Genomic DNA, 13,637 nt, shown 5'->3' on the forward strand with positions numbered 1-13,637 from the left:
TAAACGAACTTCGCAAATTCAGTTTAATGAATGCCGGTGTCCCCCGTTAATGATGAAGAGCCATCTTTCAGCATCACCAAACGTCACAAAACACCTTGAAAGCTCCGTACTCCGGGGCTTTTTTATTTTTGGGGCGTCGGGGCTCTACTGGCTATACCCACACACGGGTGGCGGGCATTCATCCGTATCCGATTGAAAATGCCAGCGAAACGCCGCATCGCCCACCCTCAGGTGGTCCGCACCCTCAACGGATAATTATTAAGGGTCATTTCTAGCAGTTCGCTGTAGACCGGCCGCGCACTTTCTGTTCAGTCCTAATTAACACCCCAATTGACCGTACAAGCTGTATGGCCAGTTGTTTGGTGGTCACGGCTTTGATTCCTGGTACCGCGACACTCACTGACTTCGTTCCTTGGGGGGTTATCGCGACTATGAACAGACTTTTCAGGCATAGAATGCCGACCATATGTTTCTTGATACTTGGCCTTTGCGCAGCGCAGGTAGCCAATGCCACTGCGGGTAGCAAGAAGATTCGCTACATCTACGAGGGCAATAATTTTGGCGGGGCAGACGGTGAGCTCAAAACCAGCGACCGGCTCAGCGGCAGATTCGCAGTAGATTGTCGCGTGGCTCACAGCGCGGGTGCTTGCGAAAATCTTGCCTATGACGACTACCTTGCCTCGGGCGCAGTCGACCCCCAATCGTCCAGCTTCTCGGCGGGGTCAATCAGCTGGCCACCATCAAATCCCGGAACCAGCGGCTATATCGGCTTCGGGACCGACTATCTTCACTATCCCGGTATCTGGAGTAAACGTGTTGTCCCCGAGTTAAATGCAGGAGGGGCAGGCTTGAGTTTTGGCCTTCTACTTGCCCTGGCCGCATTAATACGCGAGGGTCGATGCACAAAATGAAGCCTTACTCACGCAATCCTTGGTAGGGCCGCCCTGGTTCAATAGTGTTTCGCCCCGAAGGCGTGGCGTTGTTGACAGCGGTCTCGGGGAAATCTGTCACACTTTAACCTGGTGGGCGTTTCCGCGGAAACGTTACAGGTGTAAACGGACATGAACGTCTTCGTCTACTATGCGGCATTTCGACTATAGAACGCTGAGTGTCAACACCTCATCCCCGAGCGGGCGGTTGCTGCGACGTAGCTACTATCGGCCTGCAAAGCAACTCGTGATATCGACCCGGTGAGTTTGTCTGGTTGAACCTGATCTGGCGCGAAATCTCACCAAGGGCATGGTAGATGATTCGGAACTGGCGGCTACATCTTGCGTGATTGAGGTTAGTCCCGAAGGCCAATTCATAACCTATGGGATTGATGTCTCCCTCATGGCCATGCGGGATCCGCGCAAAGCACGGGGGCCTGCACCGGTTGTTCAATGAGCCCGCTTCGAGAGCGGAAGCGAACAGGACTGCTTTCGCCTTTTCCAGGACTATTGCGATATGATATGCAGAGCTTTCTTACGCGGTTTATACAAAACGGTGTACGCGTTAGAAGCGGGTGGCTTGTCGCTGAACGCTTATCTGGCGAGAAGTTCAATGACGAGGGAGCGTGACGCGTCAGCAGTAACAGCGAATTTTCCTCTTGCTCATTGCTCATTGCGCAATCACAGATGATTGGTCGCCTTCCATGACCTTCTTTCTTACAGCACCAACGATTCAGATGGATGATAAGTGTGAATATTCTTGCCGCAATTGATTTCTCAGACGCAACCAATAGATTGGTTCCAGCTATCACGCAGTTCTCAAAAGCACATGATGCAAAGGTATGGCTTATTCATGTAGCCGAGGAGGAACCACCGGGTGGATTTGAAGTGCATTCGACAACACTGAGAGATGCGGTGGCGGAGACATACCGTGATGAACATAAACGATTGCAAGAACTTGCCAAAGAACTACGTGATCAAAAAATTGATGCCACCGCTTTGCTCATACGGGGCCCTGCAGCAGAAACGATACTTCAGGAGGCGGAGCGACTTGATACAGGGGCAATAATTATTGGTTCACATGGACATGGCGCTTTACATGACGTCCTCATGGGCAGCACGGGTTCAAGTGTGTTGCGACAAAGCCATTGTCCGGTGGTCGTTGTTCCTATTCGAGGGTAGTTCCTTGTCCTCAACACTCTCATCTCGTGAAATGAACGGAACACGTACGCAGCGTTCTGCATGAGGCAGCCACTGACGCCCAGGACTACACTACAGAGAGTGGCGGACTCGCTTGTAGAAGTTCCTCTAAAGGCAGATCTTGCAACCTGCTACGCGCAATAGTCCAAACGCCTGAGCATTTGAGGCATGCTGTATCCATCCAGCAGCATGGCACCAAATCTGACGCGTCTGCCCAGAGCATTGCAGTCTTCCCAGAGCATCTGGAGTACTCATCCAAATGCGGTGACCTGCAAGCTCTGTGTCCGGTATAACCTGAGGTCCACGTGTCTGGTTGTTCAGTCCAGCGCGAGCGCAAGCTCAAGCAACTGCTTAATGATTACTGGAATAGAAGTGTTGGATGATTGCCCCTGAACCCGGCGGCGATATTGACGAAACAGTGATCGTACACGCGCCATTAACTGTTGGGTATTCGAATTCAACCTGATTGTCGTCACCGGAGAGAACGATGCGCAACCCTGATTCAGTTTCAATTGGCCGGTCGGCAAGAGGAGACGATTTATGCTTACAGGCCTGCACTATGTTTCCCCCCAGCGACGTTTGGGACCAACCGATACTGGTCGTGAACTGCTCCCAGGCAGCGTTCGACGAGACGATGATACCTTTTCCGTTAACCATTGCGGCGGCTGTTGGCAACTGATACAGGGCGCCTCGAAGCATTACTTCTGCATCCTGGTAGAGGTGGTAATATTTGGCCTCACTTTCCCGCACTAACTCTTCCGTAGTGTCTCGATCAATCGCAACCATTTGCAATCGATGGCGTTCATCCAGTATTGCCGACACTGTCTTGCTGAGTGCCTCCAGGGCCTCAATTTGATGTGCCAACAACTGCCTGGGTTTTTGATCAATCACGCATAACGTTCCAAGAGGATAACCATCCTCGGTGACGATAGGTTTACCGGCATAAAATCGAATCCTGGGATCTTCCAGAACCAATGGATTACCCCGAAATCGCTCGTCCGAGGCTGCGTCTTCGACAACCATCAGCGTGTCCGGTTGCTGTATCGCATGGGCGCAGAAGGCAATGTCCCGTGGGGTTTGCGTTGCGCGCAAACCGAAGGCAGATTTAAACCACTGTCGATCAGTATCTACCAGGCTGACAAGTGCGATTGGAACTTCGCATATGTTGGCTATGGCAACGGTGATTCCATCGAAGATTGCTTCTGGCGGAGAATCCAACAGCCCATATCTTCGCAGCGCGATGAGGCGCTTTTCTTCCAGTTCATCCATTTCCATGCGTTCCACACCATGCTCGATCAGTTGGCCGAGTATAGGTTAGTTATACGAGCAACGCTATGAACAGTAGCAATTGCTAACCTTTTTTTCGCGGAATTTGTAGCAGCGAACCAGGAGTCCGCTTCTCAATGTGTGGGTCCGGGTTTTCGCCAGGTACATGGTCCCGGTATTCTCCACCAGGAGAGACAGTACAGGTTTTGAGTCGGTGCCGTTCTGATCACCTGATAGTCAGTTCCCGCAGCAATCGGGTTTGCTTGTTACTGCCGCGACTGAGGCTCGAAATTCAGGGAAGAAACTCAGCCCTCACGCACCCTCAGCAGAGAGTTTATCCACTCGTCGACAATCTCCTCCAGAATGGCAATTGCCACTGAGCCATTCCCCACCACCACATCATGGAAACTGCGCAGGTCAAAGTCGCTGCCCAGTGCCTGCTCGGCGCGGGCGCGCATAGCCTTGATGCGCAGTTCGCCAATCTTGTATGCGGTTGCCTGCCCCGGCCAGGTGATATAGCGATCAACTTCCGCGGTGACTTCCGCTTCGGTGAGCGCAGTATTCTGCATGAGGTAGTCAATGGCGCGCTGCCGTGACCAGCCGAAGGCATGCAGTCCCGTGTCCACGACCAATCGGTTGGCGCGCCACATTTCATAGGTCAGTCGACCAAAGTCACTGTAGGGGTCTGTGTAAAAGCCTGCTTCCTTGCCCAGACTCTCAGCGTACAGCCCCCAGCCCTCACCATAGGCGGCATGGTAAAGCGTGCGGCGAAACGCTGGCAGGTCCAGTTCAAGCGCGAGCGTGGCCTGGTGATGGTGGCCGGGCACTGCCTCGTGGAGGGTGAGAGCTTCCAGGTTGTAGAGTGGCTGTTTCCCGGGGTCGCTGGTGTTGATGAAGTAAATGCCTGCGGAGGAGCCGTCGGCCGGGCCACTGACGTAGTAGGCGCCGCGGCCCTCTGCAGGTCTGATTTCATAGGTGTTTCTCGGCAGCGTACGGAAGAACCTGGGCATCTGGCCATCCATTCGCTTGGCAATCAAGGCGGTCTTTTCCAAAAGGTCTTCGGCGTCGCTGGCATAGAATTGTTGATCTGTTCTCAGATAATCAAGGAATTGCCGGAAGCCTCCACCAAAGCCGGTCTGCTCAATGATGGCCTGCATTTCGGCACGGATGCGGTGGGTTTCCTGCAGGCCCAGTTGGTGAGTCTCCTGCGGCGTCATATCTGTGGTGGTGAAATAGCGTAACAGGTAGGTGTAGTACTCAGCCCCTCCGGGTAGGCTGCCGATACCGGGTTGTTTACGACAGGCGGGTAGGTAGCTCTCCCTGAACAGTTGGTTGAGTTCCTGGTAGGCCGGCAATACCGCGTCGGCAATTAACTCATGGGCGCGGGCGCGCAGGTGCTTGGCGTCAGCGGCGGGGACTGTCTGGTGAATGTTCTCGAAGGGTGCATAGAGACTACTTTGCCGCGCATCCTGCACGATGAGTTCGGTAATCGTCTGCCCATAGTCGCTGATAGACTCACAGTAGTGGGTATAGCCTTTTTCTATCGCTTCTCGCAGCGACTGCATATATTCGGCGTTGTAGCGCGGGAAATCCGCGAGACTTATCAGCAAGCGCTCATAATCCTCGAGGGTAGAGAACGCCATGTTAGCGGGCGCTGCTGCGAAGTAGGTGTGATAACCAAAGAGGCTGGTGAAAGGAAATAGATGGTCCTGGCTGTCATAGCTTGCGCGCTCCGTTTCTCGTTCGTAGCGAAACAGTTGGTAGCTGATCCTGTCCTGTCCGGTCAGCGTTGACGCATCTATTGCAGCAAGTCTCCCGAGCATCTCCTCGTTGAACTGTCGCCGTCGCTCCCGGCCCCTGGCGCTGACTTCAGCCAGCGCTCCGTGGGGGCGGTAGGTGTCGGGGTCGGTGCGGAAAAATACCTGTTCCTGGTTTGCCCTGGCCCAGTGCTCATCCAGGAGTTGGTGAAGTTTCAGGGCGGCATCGGCCCTGGTGCCGCTGGAAAACAGGCACAGGGAGATCAGTATCAGTAGGGCTGGTGATTTCATCGTGCTGCATCGGGTCCGTTGAATGCTTGAGTGTACCGACATGTTTGGTAGTTTCCACAGTATTGTCTCCTGTGCGCAGCGAACCTCACGCCGAGTTCGATTGCAGCGAGGCCTCAACTCCCCTAAGCTCCCCTGACTCACGACAATAAGGAAAAAATAATGCCTGAAGTGATTTTGCACCATTACGAGCTTTCCCCATTCGGTACGGCTATGCGCCTGGCACTGGGTCTCAAGGGTATCTCATGGAAGTCGGTGGACGCGCCGCTGGTATCACCCAAGCCCGACCTCAGTGCGCTGACGGGCGGCTATGAGAGAATCCCCGTCCTGCAAGTGGGTGCCGATGTTTACTGCGATACCGATTGCATTACCACTGCCCTGGAGTTGCATACGCCGGAGCCCAGTCTCTACCCCCAGCCACTGGGGAGGGCAGGCAAGCTGATTGCGCAGTGGGCCGGCAACTCCTGGTTTATGCCTGCAGCCGGGACAGCACTGGGTGCCAATCCGGACAGCCTGCCGGACGCGTTCTGGGAGGACCGCAAAAAACGTTTCGGCATGGATCGTAAAACGTTTCTTCCCGCCATACCGCATCTGCAATCCCAGTTTGCCGCCGGCGCCAGTTACCTTGCAGGCGCACTGGATGACGGGCGCGCCTTCATCGCCGGGGACGCCCCGGGGCATGCTGACCTGACGCTGTATATGATCATGCGGTTTGTGCAATTGGCGGCTATTGCGCCTGCGGACTACGGCAACAAGGTTGCGGCCTGGTACGAGCGCGTGGAGGCTATAGGTAACGGCGACTTTGAACAGTGGACGCCTGAGCAGGCCATTCATCATGCGCGGGATAACACGCCGACAGCCCCCTGTGAGGTGTCTGCAGGGCAGGGCTGGAGCGCTGGTCAGCAGGTTTCTATCCGCACCGAGTCTCCTGACCCGGCGACGGTGGAAGGCACCCTGATAGGCCTCAATGATGAGCGTATCAGTATTGCTCGCGAGGATCCGCAGGCGGGTGCAGTGCATGTGCACTTCCCCAGAATGGGACAGATCCTGTCGCCAGTATAGGCAAACTCGCCACTTGCGTTTTCCGGCGAGATTGGCGTAACGCAATCCACAGTGGTTGCATTCAACAGTGGAGAGAATCGTGAGCAATAAGATCCCACGTGACAATGGCAATGACTACAGCGAAGAAATCATTGCGCAGCGTCAGCGCTTTCTGGAAGAAAAGTCCGGCGCCAGGCTGAATCACACCGCGAACTATTCGTTTGACCCGGCAAGCATGGACGGTAACTGTGAGCACCTCTTTGGTGTGGCGCAAGTGCCAATCGGTGTGGCCGGGCCGTTGCTGGTGAACGGTGAGCATGCCCAGGGCGAGTTCTATGTACCGATGGCGACCATCGAGGGCACGCTCATTGCCAGCTACAACCGCGGCATGCGTGTGATTCGTGAGAGCGGCGGAGTTACCACTACGGTATGTGGCGAAGCGATGCAACGAGCCCCGTGTTTTGTGTTCCGCAACAGCCGCGAGGCACGTGACTTCTCTCTGTGGTTGGCCGAGCACTTTGAGCAAATCAAGGCCCAGGCAGAATCCACAACCTCGGTGGGCAGATTGCTGGAGATAGAGCAGTACGTGTTCCACAATTTTGTGAATGCACGCTTTAATTACTCCACCGGCGACGCTGCAGGGCAGAACATGACTGGCAGGGCGACGTATGTCGCCTGTGAATGGATTAGCGCACAGTATCCGGCGCTGCGCCATTACCTGTTGTCCAGTAACTTTGACACCGAGAAAAAGACCTCGTATGTGAACTCTCTGGGAACGAGGGGCCGGCGAGTAACCGCCGAACTCACCATTCCACGTGAGGTGCTCACCGATCTGTTGCGGATTACGCCTGAGCAGATGGCTTACGGTTATGGCATCAGCATGCTCAGTTCCTATATCGCCGGCTCTTCCAGCAATGCGGCGCACCCGGTGAACGGGCTTGCTGCGTTGTATATCGCCACGGGCCAGGATGCCGCCTGTATCGGCGAAGCAGCGCAGAGTACGGTATACCAGTATGTTACGCGCAAGGGAGACCTGCACTTTTCCATCACCTTGCCCGGACTGGTGATGGCGACCTACGGCGGCGGCACTGGCCTGGCGACACAGCGGGAGTGTCTGGAACTGATGGACTGTTACGGGCAGGGCAAGGCGTACAAATTACTGGAAATTGCCGCTGGTATGGTGGTGGCGGGGGAGTTGTCGCTGAGTGCCGCTACCCGGCGTGACAAGGAGTCCGGCCGCAATGAATGGGTAGATGCCCACGAGAATCTCGGCCGGAATCGCTGATCCGGCCTGCCTTGAGGCCCGCTCCAGGGCGGTTAGAACGCCGCTGAGCTACCGCACTCAATCAGCAACTGGCCTTCCAGGCCGGCGGCGCGATGCTGTTGTGCCGCCTGGTAGGTCTCATCCCTGAGCATATCCAGCATCACCTGGGTAGAAGGGTACTGGATCAGTGCCACTTCGTCCCATAGGTCGTCACCCGCCCCGATCAGCAGGCCTCTCACGTCGCCGCCATAGATAATGGAGACCCCCCTGGGTTCCATGATTTCGCGGAACGCCTGTGCATAGAGCTTGTAGGCGTCCCTGCCGCTGAGATCGGTAATCCTGCCGTCTTCATACTGCGCCCTGTCCTTGAACTTGAGGAGGTTCAGCATGGCAATAGGCTGACCCGTTGCACGGTCTCTTAATGCGCGAACCTGATCGCCGGTAGGTTGCAGTACGTTCATCATATGCCTGGTTCTCCCTGATTGTTGATTGTCTGGCTTAGGCGGACAGTTGCCCTGGAAGCTGAGTCAGGGAGCTATCTTGTCAGGGCCCGGGCCTGCGCGCAATTGTAGCCGTAGCCTTGAGGGGAGATCGCCCGCGTAAGCCGCCCATGCGCTTTTCGCCACGCGAATTTCCAGTATGTCGTCAGGAAGTGCAGGAAAAATAAAGCAGTAAAAACAGCAGCTTAGGGTTGTTTGTCAGCAAGCGGGAATCTTTTTCATATTTTTTTACGATTTAGGGGAATAAACCTTCGCCCCAATCCGTTAATTAATCAAAGTGGAGTGAAACACCACAAGAGGTAACGGGTGGCAAGCCACTTGGGTATGCATCATAGAGCCATAAGGCCATCGATGCCTGGCCCCGCCGCAGACCTCACCTTTTCAGCCACGAGATACGGACGTTGAAGACGTCCGTGTCTTGTGGCGACGCCTCCCAGAGCGGGGACCGCTAGCCCTCCGCACTGAACCTCAGGGCCTGTCGTCTACATGGGGCGACAGGCCCTGCTTCTCCTCTCTTCACTCTTTATTCCCTTCACTATCTCTGAAAACCCTTGAAACACAGTGTCAGGCATTGCCATGACTTTTGCGCGCCTGTTATTCGGGTGAGCGCGCAAGCGTTACAGGCAAAAAAAACCCGGACACCTTGCAGTGGCCGGGCCAGGGGACCTTTCTTTTCCTGGGACGCTAGTGCTGCCAGTCAGCCGCAATGACGGCCTTCTCTTCCGCAGCACTCAAGGCGATATCATCAGCCTGGTCCGCCAGGAAGTCCGCAACGAGGTCGGTATCGCCTGCACCGGCTGGCCTGAACTCGGATGCGCCGCCGGGAATCTGTGCTGACGCGGTAACTTGTACTTGCCACTGACCACCCTGGCGGCAGGCTACGCCGCGCTCTCCAGTGTCCTCCATGGCGACCAGGTATTCGCGACACCAGTCACCATCGACTGAACGGAAACTCAATACCGGTCGAATCTGGCGGCCGTCAGCAGCGTGCGTCCAGTCAGATGCGGAAGACGGGGTGGACTCCAGTATTGCCGCAAGGGTGGGAGCGCCGGCTGTGGGGTCCTGCCATTGAGGTGCCAGTAATAGTCCTGCTGCTGCGATCAGTGAGGCGGCGACGGCATAATGCCAGGCAGGGCGTGAGCGGCGCTGCGTAAAGGGGACTACATTGCCGGTCATCGGTTGCACCATGGCTTTAACCCGCTCTGGAACGGTGTCTGCGTCACTGAATGACTGCTGTAGCCTGTGGTTAAGTGCCTTGAGCTGGTTGAGGGTTTCGCGCAATTCGGGCTCCTCAGCCAGTCTCTTCTCCAGGCGTTGCGCTGACCGTTCATCCAGCTCGCCATCGGCATAGCTCGAAAGTAGTTGGTAGTCCTGTTCATTCATGTTTCTGGTCCCATCAGCCCTCTGCGGTTCCGGGGCTGTAATGCTGCAATAAGTTCTTTCTGGCCCTGGCGATGCGGCTCATAATCGTGCCGACCGGTACCTCCAGTATTTCCGCTGCCTCGGCGTATGTCTTGCCCTCTATGGCGACTAAACTGAGCGCCAGGCGCTGCTCCGCCGGTAATTGCTCCAGAGCTGCCGATACGGCGGCGAGTTCCCGCTCTCCTTCGGCGACCGCTTCAGTGCTGTGAGCAACGTCCTCGTCAACAACGGTAGCGGGGTAGCGCTGTCTCACCTCGCGGGACCTCAATTCGTCAATCCAGACGTTCTTGCAGACCCGGTAGCTCCATTTCGCGGCATGTGCATCCTCTGGCATGCCCTTTCGCAGCAACTTTTCCACCGTTGCTTGCAGCAGGTCGTCCGCATCAGCGGCGTTGCCGGTCAGCGAGTAACAAAAGCGACGTAATCCACCGAGTTCGGCCATAAGGGCCTCACGCTGCGAATCGCTGAGCGCAGACATACAAATCCTGTTAAAATTAGTGACGTTTCAATGCGTGATTTTATTCCCTTGGTCGGAATTATTGTTCACGCGAAACGTCATCTATATAGAGAATGACGGGTAATTTTCACGGTAAATACTATCATGCTTTTCCGCAACTCATTGAAAGAATTGAAGATATTTGATCCGAGTGGCTGTGCATCCACCGCGGCGGGCGCTGCTTTGCTCCTTTTGGTGTGCCTGCCATTGTCAGATAAGGCCGTTGGCCAGGTGCCGGGTAGCCTCGACGGTTCAAACATCATTGAAGACCAGGTTGAAGAGGAAGTCGAGGATTCGGTTGAAGACGCGGTTGATGACACGATTACCGACGCGGCCGAGGAGGGAGTGGAAGAAGCCGTTGAGGATCAGCTTGATGAGCTGTTACTTGGCCCGGGAGACCGCTTTGTCGAGGACAAGGTTGAGGAGCAGGTTGAAGACGCCGTTCAGGAAGAAATAGAGGACGTCGTCGAAGAGGTCGCAGAAGAAGAGGTTCAGGATACGCTGGAAGACGCTGTTGAAGAGCAGATTACCGATACCGTGACCGAAGAGGTTGAGGACGATGTTGAGCAGGAAGTGGAGGAAGAGGTCGAGCAGACTGTAGCCGATAACGTCGAGGATACCGTGGAAGACCAGATAGAAGAGTCGGTACAGCAGGAGGTCGCCCAGAACGTAGAAGAGAACCTCGAAAGCGGTGTTGAAGAGAGTGTAGAACAGACTGTAGAACAAAGCGTTGAAACGGAAGTGGAAACCACAGTGGAGAGCGCTGTTGAGGTGGCAGTCGAAGAAAACGTGGAGCAAGTCGTAGAGGCTTCAGCCGAGATTCAGGTCGCAGACGCCGTTGAAGAACGGCTGGAAAACGAGATCGACGACATACTCGATGACCTGGAGAGTGACCTGGAAGTGGACGAAGAACGCATCCACCGGGAACAATGGTTGGTTATGGCTGAACCAGAGGTGTTTGAGGAGCTGGCCGAGAAAGGCTATTTGTTCGACACGGTTACAGACCTCCCCGGATTGGGTATGCGATTGGCTGAGGTCGCAGGACCGTCCAGTTTCGATATCACAGAGGTTCGCCGTGGCGTGCTTGATGTGGTGGGCAAAGACCGGGCCGAGGTCGACCTGAACCATATTTATACGGCTGGTTCTGAAGTTGCCGTACTCGAGGAGGGCATTGCACCGCGGGCCGCTATCGGCATGACGTCTGAGGTTTCGGATGTTGCGCCTCGCATTGGCATGATCGACAGTAGAGTGGATACCACACACCCAGCGCTGGCCAGCGCCAGCATTGAGAGTCGTTCTTTCGTATCGCCTGGCGCGCAGTTGCCCGACTTTCACGGTACCGCAATCGCTTCGATCATTGCTGCCAACGATGGCCAGTACCAGGGCCTGATGCCCGCTGCGCAAGTTTATGCGGCGGCGGTGTTTGAACAGGATGAGGAGCGCGGCGAAATAGCCTCAACCGTAAGCTTGCTGCGCGCACTGGACTGGCTGATTTCAACGCATGTCGATGTGGTGAATATCAGTCTGGCGGGGCCGCCAAATCGCCTGCTTGAAACTGCGTTGCAACGGGCCGCGCAGCAGAATGTCCTGGTGATGGCGGCGGCGGGCAACGGAGGGCCTGTCGCTAAACCGATGTATCCCGCTGCTTACGATACAGTCGTGGCGGTTACCGCCGTCGACGGCGGTCACAAGGTGTTCCGGCTTGCCAACCGTGGTGAGTACCTGGACATTGCGGCACCCGGGGTAGGATTGTTGCATGCTCGCGCGGGCGGAGGTTATGCGGCCTCCTCGGGGACTTCCTTCGCCGTACCGTTCGCGGCTGCGGCAGCGGCCAATTTGCGCAAACTGCATCCCGGTGCCGATGTCATGGCACTGCTCTATCAGTCTGCCGAAGACCTGGGCCCACCCGGTCGCGACGAAATTTACGGATACGGTTTACTGCGCTTCGGTGAGTCCTGAGCGCAGCGGTTCAACAATGGGCCAGGCTTTGCCGCTTCAGTGCGGCGGGCGTAACTACCGTAACTACCACCGGTATGACAGGCGAGTGCCGATCACGTACTGGTCATAGTCTGAGCGTGGGAAATTTGAGTCGTAGTCAGCATAGCCCGTGTATACCTGAATCGCGCCCCTGTCGAGCACAGGGTATTCAAGATCGAGTTTCCACCGATGGCGTTTGTCTTCCCGTTCCTCGTCGATGCTTGGCGTGACAGAACTATAGTCGCGATGCTCATAGCGCCACGAAACTTCAGTTTTTAAAACCTCCCCGAACACTTCAAAACGGTGTATGTAGCGCAGTTTTATATTATTTGCGCTGTAATCAAACCGGTCCTCAACCGCATTCTCGTCCTTGTACTTGTAACCGAGGTTGAAGTAACTGCGCAGACCGCGTCGGAAGAAGTACAGGTCACCCTCCGCGGCGTGGCTATCTGCGTCCCTCCCGGGGTTCTGTTCAATGCTCTTGTCCGAGAAGACGTAGGCCCCACGTGCAAACCACTTTTTGGAAAGAAAACCAGAGACATAAGGGGATGCCCTGTAGTATTCCAGAAAAGCGTCGCCGTCCAGCCTGGCGTGAATATAGTAGAGCGAGAGTCCCGAATTGACTGCGCCCAGGTCCGCGCCGAAGTCCACGCCCAGCAAGTGTGTTTGCCGGTCCAGGTCACTGAACTGGTCATAGTTACTCTGGCTGAAATCGTAGGTCACCGCCATGTCGAGCGCGTCGTTGAATTGGTGGTCGACCTGCAACTCCGCATCGACGATCATGGCGTAGTCGCTCTCGCTGCTTGATGCATCGAGTTCATCCACAGAGACATTGCTGTCATATTCACCGCCTATGCCAACCTCCGCGGAGAACTCGGTGGAGGAATCACCGGTCGCGGAACTGGCGGGCACTGGCAGACACGCCAGGGCGAGGGCGCAAGACAAGCTAACCGTGTATGCCGGCCATTTCATCTGATCGTATCCGGGAGTCTTCTGATTGTGGTGTTCAAATGCTGAACTGCGAAACAGCGCCATCATAGCAAATGCTCTGCATTGGCACACCGTTCAGTTGCCCTCGCCGGGCGTAAACAACGGGGCGGTCATCGACACTAATGTGACTTTTTCGCCGTCGCCGGGGCAGGGCAGTTGTTTCACTCGGCAGGGCCTACTCGAAGATGCTAGAATTTCGCGTTTTTATCTGTCCCGATTGTGAGGAGCATAGCAATGTCCAAGTCTGACGCTGAATTACACCACGAGTGCGTAAATCGCTTTATCGAACTCTCTAATGCGATGAAAGAGGAGGGGGTAGGCACCCATGTCGTGTCCGCCGCACTGATGTCGGCATCGGCCGTGTACGCTACGTATGTTGCCGTGGGTAATGCGGGTGGACTTACCCCGTCGGGCATGGACAAGATCGTCGATGCCTACCGCCACCAGATGGAGCAGGTGCAGGCGTCGAGGCAGGCGCAAACTGATAGCGGCGACACTGCCTGACAT

General features: G+C 55.7%; 12 protein-coding genes. 6 read left to right on the forward strand and 6 right to left on the reverse strand.

The features are described from left to right. Positions 1-455 precede the first annotated feature (455 nt). On the forward strand, positions 456-911 hold the full coding sequence (locus C0039_RS13800; RefSeq protein ID WP_101518390.1) for a hypothetical protein: 456 nt from the start codon (positions 456-458) through the stop codon (positions 909-911). 768 nt (positions 912-1,679) lie between these two features. Continuing rightward, on the forward strand, positions 1,680-2,111 hold the full coding sequence (locus tag C0039_RS13805) for a universal stress protein (protein WP_076002457.1): 432 nt from the start codon (positions 1,680-1,682) through the stop codon (positions 2,109-2,111). 369 nt (positions 2,112-2,480) lie between these two features. Here C0039_RS13805 and C0039_RS13810 read toward each other — a convergent pair whose 3' ends face one another. Then, positions 2,481-3,398: a GAF domain-containing protein gene (locus C0039_RS13810; protein ID WP_207796454.1), complete on the reverse strand. Its 918-nt coding sequence runs from the start codon at positions 3,396-3,398 to the stop codon at positions 2,481-2,483. Between the two features lie 302 nt (positions 3,399-3,700). Beyond that, positions 3,701-5,443: a DUF885 domain-containing protein gene (locus C0039_RS13815; RefSeq protein WP_207796455.1), complete on the reverse strand. Its 1,743-nt coding sequence runs from the start codon at positions 5,441-5,443 to the stop codon at positions 3,701-3,703. Positions 5,444-5,602: 159 nt separating this feature from the next. On the opposite strand from C0039_RS13815, the gene C0039_RS13820 reads away from it, so the two are divergent. Continuing rightward, on the forward strand, positions 5,603-6,502 hold the full coding sequence (locus C0039_RS13820; protein WP_076001642.1) for a glutathione S-transferase family protein: 900 nt from the start codon (positions 5,603-5,605) through the stop codon (positions 6,500-6,502). A 79-nt stretch (positions 6,503-6,581) separates the two neighbouring features. Beyond that, a complete protein-coding gene (locus tag C0039_RS13825) occupies positions 6,582-7,766 on the forward strand; it encodes a hydroxymethylglutaryl-CoA reductase (RefSeq protein ID WP_076001641.1) in 1,185 nt (394 codons plus the stop codon). Between the two features lie 32 nt (positions 7,767-7,798). Here C0039_RS13825 and C0039_RS13830 read toward each other — a convergent pair whose 3' ends face one another. The 3 genes from C0039_RS13830 to C0039_RS13840 form a co-directional block, all read right to left on the reverse strand. Beyond that, complete coding sequence (locus tag C0039_RS13830) at positions 7,799-8,209, reverse strand: DUF1330 domain-containing protein (RefSeq protein ID WP_076001640.1); 411 nt, start codon at positions 8,207-8,209, stop codon at positions 7,799-7,801. A gap of 720 nt (positions 8,210-8,929) precedes the next feature. Next, positions 8,930-9,628, reverse strand: a complete 699-nt coding sequence (locus C0039_RS13835) for an anti-sigma factor family protein (protein WP_101518393.1) — start codon at positions 9,626-9,628, stop codon at positions 8,930-8,932. Positions 9,629-9,641: 13 nt separating this feature from the next. Beyond that, the gene (locus C0039_RS13840; protein ID WP_076001638.1) at positions 9,642-10,145 is read right to left on the reverse strand and encodes an RNA polymerase sigma factor; all 504 of its coding nucleotides are present in this window, start codon (positions 10,143-10,145) and stop codon (positions 9,642-9,644) included. A gap of 225 nt (positions 10,146-10,370) precedes the next feature. Here C0039_RS13840 and C0039_RS13845 point away from each other — a divergent pair, with 225 nt between their 5' ends. Beyond that, entirely contained in the window at positions 10,371-12,122 is a 1,752-nt protein-coding gene (locus C0039_RS13845; protein WP_232334819.1) for a S8 family serine peptidase, read from the forward strand. 63 nt (positions 12,123-12,185) lie between these two features. Here the strand turns inward: C0039_RS13845 and C0039_RS13850 are convergent, their stop codons facing one another. Continuing rightward, entirely contained in the window at positions 12,186-13,112 is a 927-nt protein-coding gene (locus tag C0039_RS13850) for a surface lipoprotein assembly modifier (protein WP_084180048.1), read from the reverse strand. A gap of 252 nt (positions 13,113-13,364) precedes the next feature. On the opposite strand from C0039_RS13850, the gene C0039_RS13855 reads away from it, so the two are divergent. Further along, positions 13,365-13,634 (forward strand): DUF3144 domain-containing protein, encoded by a 270-nt coding sequence (locus C0039_RS13855; RefSeq protein ID WP_076001637.1) that lies wholly within the window; start codon positions 13,365-13,367, stop codon positions 13,632-13,634. Positions 13,635-13,637 lie beyond the last annotated feature (3 nt).

Source organism: Pseudohalioglobus lutimaris (genome assembly GCF_002866825.1).
In the GTDB taxonomy this organism is placed as follows: domain Bacteria; phylum Pseudomonadota; class Gammaproteobacteria; order Pseudomonadales; family Halieaceae; genus Halioglobus; species Halioglobus lutimaris.

Coding starts and splice junctions, on each gene's coding strand:
- C0039_RS13800 (WP_101518390.1), top strand. CDS start 456: ATGCCGACCATATGTTTCTTGATACTTGGCCTTTGCGCAGCGCAGGTA.
- C0039_RS13810 (WP_207796454.1), bottom strand. CDS start 3,398: ATGGATGAACTGGAAGAAAAGCGCCTCATCGCGCTGCGAAGATATGGG.
- C0039_RS13815 (WP_207796455.1), bottom strand. CDS start 5,443: ATGAAATCACCAGCCCTACTGATACTGATCTCCCTGTGCCTGTTTTCC.
- C0039_RS13820 (WP_076001642.1), top strand. CDS start 5,603: ATGCCTGAAGTGATTTTGCACCATTACGAGCTTTCCCCATTCGGTACG.
- C0039_RS13830 (WP_076001640.1), bottom strand. CDS start 8,209: ATGATGAACGTACTGCAACCTACCGGCGATCAGGTTCGCGCATTAAGA.
- C0039_RS13835 (WP_101518393.1), bottom strand. CDS start 9,628: ATGAATGAACAGGACTACCAACTACTTTCGAGCTATGCCGATGGCGAG.
- C0039_RS13840 (WP_076001638.1), bottom strand. CDS start 10,145: ATGTCTGCGCTCAGCGATTCGCAGCGTGAGGCCCTTATGGCCGAACTC.
- C0039_RS13850 (WP_084180048.1), bottom strand. CDS start 13,112: ATGAAATGGCCGGCATACACGGTTAGCTTGTCTTGCGCCCTCGCCCTG.
- C0039_RS13855 (WP_076001637.1), top strand. CDS start 13,365: ATGTCCAAGTCTGACGCTGAATTACACCACGAGTGCGTAAATCGCTTT.